General features: G+C 60.3%; 17 protein-coding genes and 1 pseudogene. 8 read left to right on the top strand and 10 right to left on the bottom strand.

Translation table 11 applies throughout. From position 1 onward, the window contains the following. Positions 1 to 127 precede the first annotated feature (127 nt). Both AB7M25_RS05370 and AB7M25_RS05365 read left to right on the top strand, forming a co-directional pair. Positions 128 to 1,414, top strand: a pseudogene (locus tag AB7M25_RS05370) (HAMP domain-containing protein); the annotation flags it as partial. A 12-nt stretch (positions 1,415 to 1,426) separates the two neighbouring features. Next, complete coding sequence (locus AB7M25_RS05365; RefSeq protein ID WP_371321737.1) at positions 1,427 to 2,269, top strand: methyl-accepting chemotaxis protein; 843 nt, start codon at positions 1,427 to 1,429, stop codon at positions 2,267 to 2,269. A gap of 105 nt (positions 2,270 to 2,374) precedes the next feature. Here the strand turns inward: AB7M25_RS05365 and AB7M25_RS05360 are convergent, their stop codons facing one another. Genes AB7M25_RS05360 through AB7M25_RS05350 form a run of 3 tightly spaced genes read right to left on the bottom strand, consistent with a single transcriptional unit; the run spans position 2,375 to position 3,486 of the window. Beyond that, positions 2,375 to 2,998, bottom strand: coding sequence for an SOS response-associated peptidase (locus tag AB7M25_RS05360; protein WP_429561398.1), 624 nt, complete (start codon positions 2,996 to 2,998; stop codon positions 2,375 to 2,377). A 35-nt stretch (positions 2,999 to 3,033) separates the two neighbouring features. Continuing rightward, entirely contained in the window at positions 3,034 to 3,294 is a 261-nt protein-coding gene (locus AB7M25_RS05355; RefSeq protein ID WP_007979315.1) for a putative signal transducing protein, read from the bottom strand. 9 nt (positions 3,295 to 3,303) lie between these two features. Then, the gene (locus AB7M25_RS05350; RefSeq protein ID WP_085715945.1) at positions 3,304 to 3,486 is read right to left on the bottom strand and encodes a CPXCG motif-containing cysteine-rich protein; all 183 of its coding nucleotides are present in this window, start codon (positions 3,484 to 3,486) and stop codon (positions 3,304 to 3,306) included. Positions 3,487 to 3,628: 142 nt separating this feature from the next. Between AB7M25_RS05350 and AB7M25_RS05345 the strand changes: the two genes are divergently transcribed. Further along, a complete protein-coding gene (locus AB7M25_RS05345) occupies positions 3,629 to 4,792 on the top strand; it encodes a 1-acyl-sn-glycerol-3-phosphate acyltransferase (RefSeq protein ID WP_429561399.1) in 1,164 nt (387 codons plus the stop codon). A gap of 68 nt (positions 4,793 to 4,860) precedes the next feature. Here AB7M25_RS05345 and AB7M25_RS05340 read toward each other — a convergent pair whose 3' ends face one another. Next, complete coding sequence (locus AB7M25_RS05340) at positions 4,861 to 5,139, bottom strand: hypothetical protein (RefSeq protein ID WP_429561400.1); 279 nt, start codon at positions 5,137 to 5,139, stop codon at positions 4,861 to 4,863. 190 nt (positions 5,140 to 5,329) lie between these two features. Here AB7M25_RS05340 and AB7M25_RS05335 point away from each other — a divergent pair, with 190 nt between their 5' ends. Then, the gene (locus tag AB7M25_RS05335; RefSeq protein ID WP_033048315.1) at positions 5,330 to 5,536 is read left to right on the top strand and encodes a hypothetical protein; all 207 of its coding nucleotides are present in this window, start codon (positions 5,330 to 5,332) and stop codon (positions 5,534 to 5,536) included. A gap of 123 nt (positions 5,537 to 5,659) precedes the next feature. Here AB7M25_RS05335 and AB7M25_RS05330 read toward each other — a convergent pair whose 3' ends face one another. Next, positions 5,660 to 6,244 (bottom strand): YajG family lipoprotein, encoded by a 585-nt coding sequence (locus tag AB7M25_RS05330; RefSeq protein WP_102701910.1) that lies wholly within the window; start codon positions 6,242 to 6,244, stop codon positions 5,660 to 5,662. Between the two features lie 202 nt (positions 6,245 to 6,446). On the opposite strand from AB7M25_RS05330, the gene AB7M25_RS05325 reads away from it, so the two are divergent. Continuing rightward, positions 6,447 to 6,686 carry a hypothetical protein gene (locus AB7M25_RS05325; RefSeq protein WP_429385170.1) on the top strand — a complete coding sequence of 80 codons (240 nt, stop codon included), beginning with the start codon at positions 6,447 to 6,449 and terminating at the stop codon, positions 6,684 to 6,686. Positions 6,687 to 7,427: 741 nt separating this feature from the next. Further along, complete coding sequence (mqo, locus tag AB7M25_RS05320) at positions 7,428 to 8,936, top strand: malate dehydrogenase (quinone) (protein ID WP_429385172.1); 1,509 nt, start codon at positions 7,428 to 7,430, stop codon at positions 8,934 to 8,936. A 134-nt stretch (positions 8,937 to 9,070) separates the two neighbouring features. On the opposite strand, the gene AB7M25_RS05315 is transcribed toward mqo, so the two are convergent. The 4 genes from AB7M25_RS05315 to AB7M25_RS05300 form a co-directional block, all read right to left on the bottom strand. Beyond that, positions 9,071 to 9,358 carry a PA4642 family protein gene (locus tag AB7M25_RS05315; RefSeq protein WP_007973850.1) on the bottom strand — a complete coding sequence of 96 codons (288 nt, stop codon included), beginning with the start codon at positions 9,356 to 9,358 and terminating at the stop codon, positions 9,071 to 9,073. 63 nt (positions 9,359 to 9,421) lie between these two features. Beyond that, positions 9,422 to 9,907, bottom strand: coding sequence for a hypothetical protein (locus AB7M25_RS05310; RefSeq protein ID WP_429389558.1), 486 nt, complete (start codon positions 9,905 to 9,907; stop codon positions 9,422 to 9,424). A 183-nt stretch (positions 9,908 to 10,090) separates the two neighbouring features. Continuing rightward, positions 10,091 to 10,564 carry a WbuC family cupin fold metalloprotein gene (locus AB7M25_RS05305; protein ID WP_429389559.1) on the bottom strand — a complete coding sequence of 158 codons (474 nt, stop codon included), beginning with the start codon at positions 10,562 to 10,564 and terminating at the stop codon, positions 10,091 to 10,093. A 3-nt stretch (positions 10,565 to 10,567) separates the two neighbouring features. Continuing rightward, positions 10,568 to 11,125, bottom strand: coding sequence for a hypoxanthine-guanine phosphoribosyltransferase (locus AB7M25_RS05300; protein ID WP_007973854.1), 558 nt, complete (start codon positions 11,123 to 11,125; stop codon positions 10,568 to 10,570). A gap of 165 nt (positions 11,126 to 11,290) precedes the next feature. Between AB7M25_RS05300 and upp the strand changes: the two genes are divergently transcribed. Then, positions 11,291 to 11,929 carry a uracil phosphoribosyltransferase gene (gene upp, locus AB7M25_RS05295; RefSeq protein ID WP_007973856.1) on the top strand — a complete coding sequence of 213 codons (639 nt, stop codon included), beginning with the start codon at positions 11,291 to 11,293 and terminating at the stop codon, positions 11,927 to 11,929. A gap of 2 nt (positions 11,930 to 11,931) precedes the next feature. Then, positions 11,932 to 13,206, top strand: a complete 1,275-nt coding sequence (locus AB7M25_RS05290; RefSeq protein ID WP_095965568.1) for a uracil-xanthine permease family protein — start codon at positions 11,932 to 11,934, stop codon at positions 13,204 to 13,206. A gap of 98 nt (positions 13,207 to 13,304) precedes the next feature. On the opposite strand, the gene hemH is transcribed toward AB7M25_RS05290, so the two are convergent. Continuing rightward, the gene (gene hemH / locus AB7M25_RS05285; RefSeq protein ID WP_429389562.1) at positions 13,305 to 14,330 is read right to left on the bottom strand and encodes a ferrochelatase; all 1,026 of its coding nucleotides are present in this window, start codon (positions 14,328 to 14,330) and stop codon (positions 13,305 to 13,307) included.

The following is a 14,330-nucleotide window of genomic DNA, read 5'->3' as shown; positions in this document are numbered from 1 at the left end:
ACGCCGCGCATTGATTCATTTGCGACCTCCGCCACGCAAAAACAGCCATTTCCAAGGCTCGCGCTCATGCCCGCCCGACACCCTGCCGATACACCTGGGCAGACGTCCTTTCGCGTGCGGAGCCTCCATGAAATTCAAGTCGATCCAGTTTTCCGTGGCAGCCCTTGCCGGCGCCATTGTCCTTAGTGTCGTGGCAGCGCTGGTGGTGTACGCGCTGTTTTCCGGAGCCCGGACGCAGGACATGGTCCAGGAGCGGACCCAGGCCCAGTTCGAGCAAGTCATCGAACAACGCCTGACGTCCCTGGCGCAGACCCAGGTCAGCCAGATCCAGCGTGAACTCGAAGCACCGCTGCTGATCGCCGGCGCACTGGTGCGGGTCAACGCCCTGATCGGCACGCCGGGTGCCGATGGCCAGCCCGCCCTGAGCCTGAGCCGCGAGCAACTGATCGGCCTGATCAAGGAAAACGTGGTCAAGAACCCGAAGATCCTCGGCACCTACATCGGCTGGGAAAAAGACGCACTGGACCACAACGATGCGGCCTACGTCGGCACCCAGGTGGTCGGCATCGACGCCAGCAACGGGCGCTTCCTGCCCTGGTGGTTCCGCAACGACGACGGCACCCTGGGCCTGGACAAACTGGTGGACGTCGATGACCAGAAAACCCTGTCCACCGGCGTGCGCGCCAGCGAGTACTACCTGTGCTCGAAAGAAACCGGAAAATCCTGCGTGATCGATCCGGCGCCTTATAAGGTGGGCGACAAAATCGTCATGCTCGCCTCCTTTATTGAGCCGATCATGCTCAACGGTGCCTTCCAGGGCATCGTTGGCGCCGACCTGTCGGTGAACTTCATTCAGGAAATGCTCCTGGGCGCCAACCAGAAACTCTACAGCGGCGCCGGGGAAATGGCCCTGATCGGCGGCAATGGCCGCATCGTGGCCTACACCAAGGATCCGAGCAAATTCGGCGAAAAAGTCAGCGATATCCTCGACGGCAAGCAGATTGCCAACATGGCCAATCTCAAGCGCGGCGAAGTCACCTACACCGTCGACAAGGCCCAGGGCCGGATCGAGTTGTACCTGCCGTTCGGCATCGGCCAGACCGATGCGCGCTGGACCCTGATGCTGCAATTGCCGCTGAACGCGGTCATGGCCGACTTGCAAAAACTCCAGGCCGACCTGGATGCGCAGCGTAAATCCGACACCTTCGGCATGGCGATGGTCGGCCTGGTGATTGCCGGTATCGGTTTGCTGGTGATCTGGCTGGTGGGCCACGGCATCGCCCGCCCACTCAAGCAGATGGTGGCCATGCTCGACGATATCGCCCAGGGTGAAGGCGACCTGACCCGACGCCTGACCAGCGACCGCGCCGATGAACTGGGCTCGATCGCCAAAGGCTTCAACACCTTCCTGGCCAAGTTGCAGGCGATGATCACCCAGGTGGTGACGTCGGTGCAGAGCGTCAGCGATTCGTCGGAACACACCGCCGACATCGCCATCCGCACCAACACCGGCGTACACAAGCAAATGGCCGAGATCGACCAGGTCGCCACCGCCGTGCAGGAAATGACCGCCACCGCCCAGGACGTGGCGCGCAACGCGACCCAGGCCGCACAGGCCGCCAGCCATGCCGATCAAGCCGCCAGCCAAGGCATGCAGATCGTGCGCGACACCTCGAACTCGATTGGCGCCCTCGCCGTGGAGATCGGCCGGGCCGTCGGCGTGGTGCAGACCCTGGCCAAGGACAGCGAAAACATCAATGCCATCCTCACCGCCATTCGCGGGATCGCCGAGCAGACCAACCTGCTGGCCCTGAACGCGGCCATCGAAGCGGCCCGCGCCGGTGAACAAGGCCGGGGTTTTGCCGTGGTGGCCGACGAGGTGCGTAACCTGGCGCAGAAGACGCAAAAGGCCACCGAAGAAATCCAGGCCATGATCCAGCAACTGCAGCAAGGCACGCGGGATGTGGTGCGAGTCATGGAGGACAGCCAGAACCGCACGGACGAAAGCGTACTGCACGCATCGAAGGCCGCCGAAGCACTGGAGACCATTACTCAGGCGGTGTCGGTGATCAACGACATGAACACCCAGATCGCCAGCGCGGCCGAGGAGCAAAGTGCGGTGGCGGACGACATCAACCGCAACGTGATCAACATCGGCCAGGTGGCCAATGAAGTGGCCGGTGGTGCGGATGAGTCGAGTGCGGCCAGTGCGGATTTGACCAAGCTGGCGGAACAGCAGCGGCGGTTGATCAATCAGTTCAGGGTCTAATTCAAGGGCCTCATCGCTGGCAAGCCAGCTCCCACAGGTTTTATGAACGCCGCAAATTCCTGTGGGAGCTGGCTTGCCAGCGATGGTGTCAGCACAGACAACCTGTCATCCCGGCGTCAAACACTCCGGCCCATTCAATTTCGGATCATTCACCATGTTGGCCAGCACCCGTTCGCGCAACGCGGCAGGTTCACTGGCCAGCAAGGCTTGCAACGCATGCAACGGCGTCTCGGGATCGAGCCACGCGGCCTGCCCCGCCTCATCAAGAATCAACGGCCGCCGCTGGCTCGCCGCTGGTTGGGTAATCACGGCGGTACTCAGCCACACCTGCTCCTGCACCGGATACGCCTCCCAGATCGCCGCAAAAAACAATGACGAGCCCTCCCCCGGTGTCAGCCAGTACGGGCGCTTGCGCGTCGTCCCGCGCCATTCGTAGAAACCATTGGCCGGCAACAGGCAGCGGCGCAGGCGCAGGGCTTCTCGGAACATCGGTTGTTCGGCAACGGTTTCGGCACGGGCGTGGGCCGGAGTGCGGGACAGATCGGTCAGCCAGGGTGGCGTCAGGCCCCAGCGGGCGCGGGCCAGCGTGCGCTGGCCGTCTGGCTCGGCCCGCAGCATCAACACCGAGTCGTTGGGAGAAATGTTCCACTGCGCCTTCTGGTCGGCGGGAAAACCGGGCAGCGCCGCGAAGGCAGGGTTCCAGCGAAACAGGGCATAACGTCCACACATGGGGCAACACGGCTCTTGATCAAACGAACGCCAGCCTAACAGACCAGCGTGCCGGGAAAGCTATCCGGTTCATCGCCGGACAGCGGCAGCGCTGCATTGTACGCGGTGATCAGCTCGCGGGCGTATTCGGCCTGGTCGTTCTCGACCGACAGCCCGAGCAGGCCATAGATCGGCAATTCCCCGGAGCCGCCGAGCAAATCACGGCCCACCAGATGCGCCTCGATACCCTCGCTGGCGAGCATGCCTTGCAGCAACTCGCCTTCCATCAGGTTTTCCGGATCGTAGATGCGCTGCATACACGCTCCTCATTCGTTTTCACTGAACACTTCGAGATGCCATTCCTCTCCATGAACCTGCAACACGAAGGTTATCGGCCGGCAGCACACCTGACAGTCCTCGATGTAGGTCTGATCGCCACCGGACAAATCCAGAGTAGTCTCTACCTCCTCACCACAATACGGACATTCATACAGTGCGTTTTCCAGCATCGCGGTCTCCCAGGTGACTTGTGCGTATAATCGCCGGTCTATTTGCAGGGCTATTTTTGTCTGGCTACTTTTTCAGACCGTGCCCCGCCGGTTTTCGAACAAAACCTTTACTTACCCTAGCCGTTTCTAACAAGAGAGCATGATGGGCGAATTCGATGCCATCCGACCTTACGACGACAGCGAAGTCCCAGCGGTGCTGGACCGGCTGCTCGGCGACAAGGCGTTTCTAGATATCCTCACCCACTTCCGTTTCCCGCGTTTTGCCGGCGCTTTAGGCTGGGCGCTCAAACCTCTTATAGCCCATCGGCTGCGCCGTGAGTTTGCCGGCGTGACCTGTGTAGCCACGTTACAGGACAAAGTCGAGGTTTACGTCGACCACACCATCGAGCGCGCCACCGACGGTGTCACTTATACCGGGGTGGAGCAATTCAAGTCCGGCAGCGCCTACCTGTTTATCGCCAACCACCGCGATATCGTGATGGACCCGGCCTTCGTCAACTACGCCGTGTACCACGCCGGCCTGCCGACCCCGCGCATCGCCATTGGCGACAACCTGCTGCAAAAGCCTTTCGTCAGCGACCTGATGCGCCTGAACAAGAGCTTCATCGTGCACCGCTCGATCAGCGGTCGCCGGGAGAAAATGGCGGCCTATCAATTGCTGTCGGCGTATATCAACCATTCGATCCGCAACGATTGCGCCTCGATCTGGATCGCCCAGGCCGAGGGCCGCGCCAAGGACGGTGACGACCGTACCGAATCGGCGATCCTCAAGATGTTCCACATGAGCCGCAAGGACGAGCCGTTCGGCGAAGTCATTCAGTCGCTGAACCTGACCCCTGTTTCGATCAGCTACGAGTACGACCCCTGCGATCAGGCCAAGGCCCGCGAGCTTTACATCCGCGCCACCACCGGCAGCTACACCAAGGTGCCGGGCGAGGATGACGTGAGCATTGCCAAGGGCATCACCGGCTACAAGGGCCGGGTGCATGTGAACTTTGCCGCGCCGATCACCGAACTGTTCGAAGACACCAAGCAATTGGCGGTCGAGATGGACAAGCAAATCCTCAGTGGCTATCGCTTGTTCCCGGTGCACTACCTGGCTTACGCGCAGTGGAAAGACGCTGATCCGCAGTTGCAGGTGCCGAAGGCCGCCGAGATGTTCCCGGCCGAAGAACTGGCCAAGGCCCAGGAAGAATGGCAACGCCGCCTGGACGCTTGCCCGCCAGAGCATCGTCCATATCTGGTGCTGCAATATGCGACGCCGGTGCGCAATCAGTACCGGGTGAAGGCAGGGTTGCCGCTGTAAGCGGGTTCGGGCAGTTGTGGCGATGCGGCGTTCCGACAAGCCCCCTCGCCACAGGGTTTACTTCAGGTTCAGACCTGAGTGCTGATCCACGACACCAGCAGCGCCATCCCCATGCAGGCAAAACCGAAGATGTAGAAAAACCGGTTCATGCGCAAGGTCGCCCAATCCAGCGTGGGTTCTGCGTTCGGGCTGCTCTGGCGCTGCGCCTGCAAACTGGCCATCGCACGCAGTTCGCGGCGACGGGTGGTGTGCAGCAACCAGCCGCCCGGGCAGGCAAAGAGCAAGGCCAGCAGATTGATCAGTTTGGCGGGATGGGCGGTGAACAGCGTCATCAAGTGCAGCGACATCACGAACCTCAAGTCAAACAGGTAGCAGGTGCCGGACGGGCGACCGCGGCGCGGATTCTACCGAAAGCCTGCGCCCCTGCCCTCTGTTTCCGACAAATAACGAAGCTTTTGATCAATGGCTGTCCTGAGTCACGGCTTCGTCATCTGTATCGGCGAACATGCGCGTCCCAAAACCGACACGGATCACGTCATGCTCCACGCCGAAAACCAGGATCGTCTCTACCTCATCACCCCCAGCGAAGAACAACAAACCCTCGTCGGCAGCCTCGCCTTCAACGTTCAGGATCGCCATTGGCTGGTGTATTGCGCCTTGGGTGGGCATCAACATGCGGATTTACCGGAAACGGATTTGCTGACGGGCGTGAGTGTGCTGGATTTTTACTCGCAGGCTGCCTGATTTCCTTGCCCCCTGTAGGAGCGAGCTTGCTCGCGATGGGCTTGAGGACGCCGCGGGGTATCAGATTTCCCGCGTAATCGTTAACGACCATCGCGAGCAGGCTCGCTCCTACAGGGGCTCGCATTACTCGCCCAGAATCTGACCTACGGTCGGGTCCTTGAACAGGCGGGTCAACGCATCGCTCAGCACATCGCTGACCAGCTTGGTGTTGGTTTCCTGGTTCGGCGCCATGCCGAAGCGCTGGTCCAGGGACGAACCATAACGGCCGCTGTAGCGACGGTTGGCGTTCTGCACATCCGAGCGGAACGTCGCGCCGATGGTGGCTTCGGTCACGTACATGCCTTCCTTGGGCGACTGGTACTTCAATTCCGCCAGGGTCACGGTCAGTTGTGGCGCATTCATGGCGTTGGTCGTCGGGGTAAAGCCCAACAGACGCACGGCGGCTTCAGCCTGGGCCTGCAGCTTCGGCAGGATCTGCGCGCCCTGCACGGTGATCGCGCTGGTCTCCGGGTACAGGCCACCACGGGTGCCCAGCGTCGGCGACGGGCGACCGTCCACGACACGCACCACGACGGGCTGGCCATGGCCGACCGGGGCCAACTGGGCGGTCAGCTTGGGTTCCGGGCTCAGTTGTTGCGGGCTGTGGGCGCAGCCAACCAGGGTCAAACTGGTCACAGTGATCAAACCGAACAACAGGCGTTGCAACATGCTCTTCTCTCCAGAATCAGGCACAAACAGGCCGGCAGTATAGCGGTGCGCCACTGCGGGGAACCAGCACCTCACAGTGTTTGATGAAATCTCTGACAAACCCTGGGGATTGCAGTTCATGTCACACAGATGTCACCACTCCTACACTTGCACGTAATGGCCTACAGGCAACCTTCTGGCAATCCCCACACGGTACTTCACCATGCGCCATCTGATCTCTCTGTTCGCGCCACGCCCGTTGCACCGCTGCTTCGCCCTGCTCGACCGCAACGGCCACTGCCAGGCCTTCAAGCAGTGCAGCTTGCAGCCCATGGGAGATGGCTGGGTTGAAATCGAGGAAGTCCGCCTGAACTGGCTGAATCAGCCGCTGCCGGCCGGCGCCCGCGTCGTTTCGCAACCGCACCAACCACGCTCGCGTGCACAGCAACTGCTGACGACCTGACCAAACACCTAATAAAAGTCATAAAACACGACCATTTCCCTGCGTTTCTTAGATACAATCTCCCCCCGATTATAAGGACGTCTCCTGATCGGGCCTCGCAGCATCGTCAATGCGCTTGTGTTGACACCCCGCTCCGCCCACAGAGAGCCGCCCACACAGATCGAGTGAAGCTGGCGCGCTTGCTGTTTTGTTGAGCAAAACCTCCACTTTTCGCGAATCTGCAGAGCTGTCATTACGCTCGGTCACTGAGCTGTTTGCCCGTTTTGCCTGCCCTGTATCCCATGGCGGCAATCCATCCGGGCACGGTGCCAGGCTGGGACAGCCCTTTTTGAGGTTCACGTCTTCAAAAGAGCGTGAAAAAAACGGGTTTTCACAACTTCACAAGAGTGTGGCGAGCAAATGAATAGTTTTGCGTCTGAACATGCACCATTAGCGTCTACAACAGCCCAACGACACAGGACCGAGTATTCCTCGAACACCGGAGCCTGAAGCCTGTCCGCTACGGATTTGGTTGCACAAACGGATGTATCGACCATAAGTCGAATTGCCAGTCGCACGTTGAAATGAGTCCATAGGGCTCTTATTAGACCCGGCAGGTAGCGTCCGTCGAAGTTGCGATAAATTGCGAAGATTCGGACATGGCGATACTGCCATGAATACCCTGGGGCCACACTGACACGCCCCGGAACGCCTGGCAGCCATGCCGACAATTTGGTGCTGCAGATTTTGGAGACGCGTTAAATGGCGCATAACGAAGCAGTCGACGTAGTACTGGTTGGGGCCGGCATCATGAGTGCCACCCTTGCAGTGCTGCTCAAAGAGCTCGACCCCGCGATCAAGCTGGAAGTCGTCGAGCTGATGGATTCCGGTGCCGCGGAGAGTTCCAACCCGTGGAACAACGCCGGTACCGGTCACGCCGGGCTGTGTGAGCTCAACTACACGCCGCAGGCAGCCGATGGCGCCGTCGACATCAAGAAAGCCGTGCACATCAACACCCAGTTCGAAGTGTCGAAGCAGTTCTGGTCGTACCTGACCAAAAAAGGCACGTTCGGCTCGTGCAAGTCGTTTATCAGCCCGGTGCCACACTTGAGTTTCGTGCAGGGTGAAAGTGGCGTTTCCTTCCTCAAGGAACGTTTCAAGGTGCTGAGCAAGCACCACGCTTTCGCCGACATGGAATACACCGAAGACAAGGCGACAATGGCAGAGTGGATGCCATTGATGATGCCTGGGCGCGACCCCGGCGAAACCCTTGCCGCCACCCGCGTGATCAATGGTACCGACGTCAACTTCGGCGCCTTGACCAACCAGTTGCTCAAACACCTGACCAGCGCACCCGATGCCCAGGTCAAGTACTGCAAGCGCGTGACCGGCCTCAAGCGCAGCAACGGCGGCTGGACCGTCAGCATCAAGGACGTCAACAGCGGCAACACCCGTGAAGTCGACGCCAAATTCGTCTTTCTCGGCGCTGGCGGCGCGGCACTGCCGCTGCTGCAAGCCTCGGGCATCGAAGAGAGCAAAGGCTTCGGCGGCTTCCCGATCAGCGGCCAGTGGCTGCGCTGCGACAACCCGGAAGTGGTCAAGCACCACCAGGCCAAGGTATACAGCCAGGCTGCCGTAGGTTCACCGCCAATGTCCGTGCCGCACCTGGACACCCGCGTGGTCGATGGCAAGAAGTCCCTGCTGTTCGGACCGTACGCCGGCTTCACCACCAAGTTCCTCAAGCACGGCTCCTTCATGGACCTGCCGCTGTCGGTTCGCGCCGGCAACATCGGCCCGATGCTGGCCGTGGCGAAAAACAACATGGACCTGACCAAGTACCTGGTCAGCGAAGTGATGCAGTCGATGGAGCAGCGCCTGGAGTCCCTGCGTCGCTTCTACCCCGAGGCGAAAGCCGAAGACTGGCGCCTGGAAGTGGCCGGCCAACGGGTGCAGATCATCAAGAAAGACCCGAAAAAAGGCGGCATCCTGCAATTCGGTACCGAACTGGTCGCGGCCAAGGACGGTTCCCTGGCGGCACTGCTCGGCGCTTCGCCAGGTGCATCGGTGACTGTTTCGATCATGCTCGAGCTGATCGAGAAATGCTTCCCGAGCAAAGCCAAGGGCGAATGGGCTGGTAAACTGGCAGAAATCTTCCCGGCCCGGGAGAAGGTTCTGGAAACCGACGCTGCGCTGTATCGCAAGATCAACACGCAGAACAACGTTGCCCTGGAACTGGTTGAAGCCAGCAGCGAGACCGAAAGCTACGCTTGATTCGGCTCCATGAAAAACGCCCCGTTCTCATTGAGAGCGGGGCGTTTTTTTATGCCTTTTGTAGGAGCCGGCTTGCCGGCGATCGCGTTCTCAGGGACGCCATCGCCGGCAAGCCGGCTCCTTACAGGTGAGAGTCAGCCGCGAACCTTCTCGATCAACTCGATGTAGTCCGGCGCATTGCGCTGGTCCTTGATCAGGGCAACAAAGTCATTGCCGTGCTCATCCTTGCCATTCACGTCGTAACCGGCTTCGACGAAAAACGTCAGGAAACGCTCGAAATCGTCGATGCGCAGGCCACGGTAGGCCTTGACCAGTTTGTGCAGGGACGGAGAAGTCGCGTCGACCGGTTCGAAATCGAGGAACAACTTGATCTGCTCATCGCCGATCTCGTCACCAATCACTTGTTTTTTATCTTTACGCATTGCCGACTCCAGCTCGCAGACATTTCACGGGGCGGGCAGTTTACCCCCGCGCAGGCACAGGGCTCAACGCGCACGAGTGCTGCCGGTGTGCAGATCGGCCCAGACATGGCCATTGGCGTAGCTGAGAAACTGGCAATACACCGTGTCGTTGCGCAGCAAGTCGATCACCACCCGGTATTGCGCCAGCGGGTAATAGAGGGTCAGGGTCTTGCTCGGCTCGTCGTAAACCGGCTTCTTCAGGCTTTTGCTTTCACCATCGAAATTGACCAGCACCTGACTGATGGTAGCGCCCTTGTTCAGGGATTTGCCCTTGAGACGAATCAGCAAGGGCGAAGTGATCGGAATCGGCTGTTGAGTGGATTGACGCTGAGCGCCGACCACCACCGAATAATCGGTGACCTGCATCAGTTGCTGCTGCTCGGGATCAGCAGCGCGCAGAGTGAGGTCGTCCGGCGGCAGGAATTGACTGTGCATGGGCGCCGGGGCGGCGGCCAGAGGCAGACTGAGGGTCAGCAACAGGGCGGCGCTGCTGCGGATAAAAGGGCTCATGGCAGGCTCCGGAATCGGGGCCGGGCACTCTAGCATGGGTGTAAAAAAACGTCTGTGAACACCGCCCCCCCCTGTAGGAGCGAGCTTGCTCGCGATGCACTTAAGAACGCCGCGTTTAGCCAGTAAACACGCGTTATCGTTAACGTCCATCGCGAGCAAGCTCGCTCCTACAGGTGGCGCACATCAATCGAATTGAGCGCGCATCCAGGCGTGATACTCGGCAACACCCGGCTCGCCTTCGCGCGGCGCCCAGAGAGCCAGTTCACCCTCGCCGACAGGGCGGTAAGGACCGGCCTTGCATTCGAACATCAGGCTATCGGCTTCCAGCACCACCAAGCCGTGGAATACGCCAGTTGGCAGATCCACGCCCACACAGTCGCCACCGGCCTGCAGAACTGTCTTGCTCAGCACGGCGCCAGCTTCGTCGAAAATCAACACACCGAGGCGGCCTTTGAGGACCAGCAAGGTTTCGGCCTTGTTGTCACCCAAGTGCCGGTGTGGCGGGATATACGTGGACGGCTGTAGCCCCACCGCCATGCGATGGCAAGCGTCTTCCATCTGATGGAAATTGTGGTGTTGGCGCCCACGAGGATTGGCCGCGGCTTTCCCGGCCAGCTCGGCGAACAAGGTCTGATCCAGAAAACGCGGCGTATCCATGTCTTACATTCCTTTAACGGCGAAAATCCCGTTGGCGTTACGCCAGTAGCCTTTGTAGTCCATACCGTAACCAAAGATGTAGCGGTCGACGCACGGCAGACCGACGAAATCGGCCTTGAGGTCCGGACGGGCCTTGCGGTCGTGGTCTTTGTCGATCAGCACGGCGGTGTGCACTTTGCGGGCACCGGCGTGTTTGCAGAAGTCGATGATCGCGCCCAGGGTGTGACCTTCGTCGAGGATGTCGTCGATGATCAGTACGTCACGGTCGATAAAGGAAACTTCCGGCTTGGCTTTCCAGAACAGATCGCCGCCGCTGGTTTCGTTACGATAGCGGGTGGCGTGCAGGTAGGACGCTTCCAGCGGGAAGTGCAGATAGGTCAGCAGCTTGCCGGAGAAAATCAACCCGCCGTTCATCACGCAGAACACCACCGGGTTGGAATCCGCCAGTTGATCGTTGATTTGTGCACCGACGCGGGCGATGGCCGCCTCGACTTCAGCTTCGGTGTACAGGCAGTCAGCCTCTCGCATGATTTGACGGATATGCTCGAGATCAGCGGACATGGTGCTCTCCAGGGGATGGCGGATTCAGGAAAAGCGGGCAAAGGTACGCATCAAGCGAGGCCAGATCAAGCGTTTGTGGACTAACGTACTGTATGTCTATAGGACAACACCCTCGGATAGATTAATCTAGGCCGGTTTTTTTGCCCGCCGCCGGAGCCTTTCCCCATGCCCATCCATGAGATCCGCCACCCGCTGATCCGTCATAAACTTGGCCTTATGCGCCGCGCAGACATCAGCACCAAGAATTTCCGTGAGCTCGCTCAGGAAGTCGGTGCCCTGTTGACCTATGAAGCCACCAAAGACCTGCCGCTGGAATCCTACGATATCGATGGCTGGTGCGGCACTGTGTCGGTCGAGAAAATCGCCGGCAAAAAAATTACCGTGGTGCCGATCCTGCGTGCCGGCATCGGCATGCTCGAAGGCGTGCTCAGCCTGATCCCGGGCGCCAAAGTCAGCGCCGTGGGCGTGGCCCGCAACGAGGAAACCCTCGAAGCCCACACCTACCTCGAGAAGCTGGTGCCGGAAATCGACGAACGCCTGGCCATGATCATCGACCCGATGCTCGCTACCGGCGGCTCGATGGTTGCAACCATCGACCTGCTGAAAAAAGCCGGCTGCAAGGACATCCGCGCCATGGTGCTGGTCGCTGCGCCAGAAGGCATCGCCGTGGTCGAGAAGGCTCACCCGGACGTGATCATCTACACCGCGTCCATTGATCAAAAACTGAACGAACACGGCTACATCATCCCGGGGCTGGGCGACGCCGGTGACAAGATCTTCGGCACCAAGCAGAAGGACGCGTGACCATGCAGCAAGAGTTCAACGATCCGCTCTGGCGCACGGTGCTGTCGGGTGCACAGATGCTGTTCGTGGCCTTCGGCGCCCTGGTGTTGATGCCGCTGATCACCGGTCTCGACCCGAACGTGGCGTTGTTCACGGCCGGCCTGGGGACGATCCTGTTCCAGATCGTCACCGGGCGTCAGGTGCCGGTGTTCCTGGCATCGAGCTTTGCCTTCATTACCCCGATCATTCTCGCCAAGGGCCAGTTCGGCCTGGCCGCGACCATGGGCGGCGTGATGGCGGCGGGTTTCGTCTATACCTTCCTCGGCCTCGCGGTGAAAATCAAAGGCACCGGTTTCATCGACCGCCTGCTGCCGCCCGTGGTGATCGGGCCGGTGATCATTTCGATTGGCCTGGCGATGGCACCGATTGCCGCCAACATGGCCATGGGCAAGGCCGGTGACGGCAGTGAATTGATTCATTACCAGACGGCGATGATGATCTCGATGCCTGCGCTGCTGACCACACTGATCGTTGCGGTTTTCGGCAAGGGCATCTTCCGCCTGGTGCCGATCATCTCCGGCGTGCTGGTGGGCTTTGGCATGTCGTTCTACTTCGGCGTGGTCGATACCGCGAAGATCGCTGCGGCCCCCTGGTTCGCCATTCCTCACTTCACTGCGCCGGAATTCAACTGGCAGGCGATCCTGTTCATTGTTCCGGTGGCTTTGGCCCCGGCCATCGAACACATCGGCGGCGTGATTGCCGTGGGTAGCGTGACCGGTCGCGATTACCTGAAGAAGCCCGGCCTGCACCGCACCCTGCTCGGCGACGGCATTGCCACCACGGCGGCCGGTCTGTTTGGCGGCCCGCCCAACACCACCTACGCCGAAGTGACCGGCGCGGTCATGCTGACCAAGAACTACAACCCGAAAATCATGACCTGGGCGGCGATCTTCGCCATCAGCCTGGCGTTCATCGGCAAGTTCGGTGCGCTGCTGCAAAGCATTCCGGTGCCGGTGATGGGCGGGATTCTGTGCCTGTTGTTCGGTTCGATCGCGGCGGTGGGGATGAACACGTTGATCCGCCACAAGATCGATCTTGGCGAGGCGCGCAACCTGGTGATTGTGTCGGTGACCCTGGTGTTCGGGATCGGTGGCGTGCTGATCGGCACCGGCACCGGGCCGGACGACTTCGGCCTCAAAGGCATCGCGCTGTGCGCGGTGGTGGCGATTGGCTTGAACCTGATCCTGCCGGGCAATGACAGCTGGAAGCACAAGAAGGCGAATGAGCCGCTGATCTGATCCATGGTCCTTGATTGCGGCTGAAGACGCCATCGCCGGCAAGCCGGCTCCTACACGTCGATCACAACACGGTAGGAGCCGGCTTGCCGGCGATGCTTTTAAAGTGCCAAAGGAGCGCGCTCGCACAACGCACTCAACGCCCGCGCCCAATGCGGGTCATCGTTGAGGCACGGCACCAGCACCAGATCCTCGCCCCCCGCCGCGCGGAATTGCTCCTTGCCGCGATCACCGATCTCTTCCAGTGTCTCGATGCAATCGGCAACGAACGCCGGGCACATCACCAGAATCTTTTTCACGCCGCTTTTGGCCAACTCATCGAGGCGCGCCTCGGTGTAAGGTTCGATCCATTTGGCGCGTCCCAGGCGCGACTGGAATGACACCGACCACTTGCCCTCCGGCAAGCCCATGCGCTTGGCAAACTCCGATGCCGTACGCAGGCATTGCGCGCGATAGCAGGTGGCTAAAACCACTGGCGATGCGTTCTTGCAGCAATCCTCATTCTTGAAGCAATGCTTCCCCGTCGGATCGAGCTTGGTCAGGTGCCGCTCCGGCAATCCGTGAAAGCTCAGCAGCAAGTGATCGTAGTCCTGCTGCAAATGTGGCCTCGCGCTGGCGACCAATGCGTCGATGTATTCCGGTTGATCATAAAATGGCTGAAGAATCGACAGTTGCAGATCGAGTCCTTTTTCGCGCAGCACGCGCTTGGCTTCTGCAATCACCGTGGTGGTGGTGCTGTCGGCGAACTGTGGATAAAGCGGCGCCAGGGTTATCCGCTTGTGCCCCGCCGCAGCCATGCGCACCAGGGTTGACTCAATCGAAGGCTCACCGTAGCGCATCGCCAGCTCGACCGGGCCGTGTTGCCACTGGGCAGTCATGGCTTGTTGCAGGCGACGGCTGAGCACCACCAGCGGCGAGCCCTCGTCCCACCAGATCGAGGCATAGGCGTGGGCCGACTGCTCGGGGCGCTTGATCAGGATCAGCGATACCAGAAGGCGCCGCACCGGCCATGGCAGGTCGATCACGTACGGGTCCATCAGAAATTGATTGAGGTAGCTGCGCACATCCGCCACCGAGGTGGAGGCAGGTGAACCCAGGTTGACCAGAAGCAACGCGTGATCGGTCAT

The sequence above is a fragment of the Pseudomonas sp. AP3_22 TE3818 genome, assembly GCF_053628995.1.
The sequence above is the reverse complement of the archived record's forward strand: the minus strand, read 5'-3'. Positions and strand labels throughout refer to the sequence as shown.

Coding starts and splice junctions, on each gene's coding strand:
- AB7M25_RS05340 (WP_429561400.1), bottom strand. CDS start 5,139: ATGTCGCTGCACTTGATGACGCTGTTCACCGCCCATCCCGCCAAACTG.
- AB7M25_RS05325 (WP_429385170.1), top strand. CDS start 6,447: ATGCGCCATCTGATCTCTCTGTTCGCGCCACGCCCGTTGCACCGCTGC.
- AB7M25_RS05330 (WP_102701910.1), bottom strand. CDS start 6,244: ATGTTGCAACGCCTGTTGTTCGGTTTGATCACTGTGACCAGTTTGACC.
- AB7M25_RS05315 (WP_007973850.1), bottom strand. CDS start 9,358: ATGCGTAAAGATAAAAAACAAGTGATTGGTGACGAGATCGGCGATGAG.
- upp (WP_007973856.1), top strand. CDS start 11,291: ATGCCCATCCATGAGATCCGCCACCCGCTGATCCGTCATAAACTTGGC.
- AB7M25_RS05290 (WP_095965568.1), top strand. CDS start 11,932: ATGCAGCAAGAGTTCAACGATCCGCTCTGGCGCACGGTGCTGTCGGGT.
- AB7M25_RS05345 (WP_429561399.1), top strand. CDS start 3,629: ATGGGCGAATTCGATGCCATCCGACCTTACGACGACAGCGAAGTCCCA.
- AB7M25_RS05360 (WP_429561398.1), bottom strand. CDS start 2,998: ATGTGTGGACGTTATGCCCTGTTTCGCTGGAACCCTGCCTTCGCGGCG.
- hemH (WP_429389562.1), bottom strand. CDS start 14,330: ATGACCGATCACGCGTTGCTTCTGGTCAACCTGGGTTCACCTGCCTCC.
- AB7M25_RS05365 (WP_371321737.1), top strand. CDS start 1,427: ATGATCACCCAGGTGGTGACGTCGGTGCAGAGCGTCAGCGATTCGTCG.
- AB7M25_RS05355 (WP_007979315.1), bottom strand. CDS start 3,294: ATGCAGCGCATCTACGATCCGGAAAACCTGATGGAAGGCGAGTTGCTG.
- AB7M25_RS05305 (WP_429389559.1), bottom strand. CDS start 10,564: ATGGATACGCCGCGTTTTCTGGATCAGACCTTGTTCGCCGAGCTGGCC.
- AB7M25_RS05310 (WP_429389558.1), bottom strand. CDS start 9,907: ATGAGCCCTTTTATCCGCAGCAGCGCCGCCCTGTTGCTGACCCTCAGT.
- AB7M25_RS05335 (WP_033048315.1), top strand. CDS start 5,330: ATGCTCCACGCCGAAAACCAGGATCGTCTCTACCTCATCACCCCCAGC.
- mqo (WP_429385172.1), top strand. CDS start 7,428: ATGGCGCATAACGAAGCAGTCGACGTAGTACTGGTTGGGGCCGGCATC.
- AB7M25_RS05300 (WP_007973854.1), bottom strand. CDS start 11,125: ATGTCCGCTGATCTCGAGCATATCCGTCAAATCATGCGAGAGGCTGAC.
- AB7M25_RS05350 (WP_085715945.1), bottom strand. CDS start 3,486: ATGCTGGAAAACGCACTGTATGAATGTCCGTATTGTGGTGAGGAGGTA.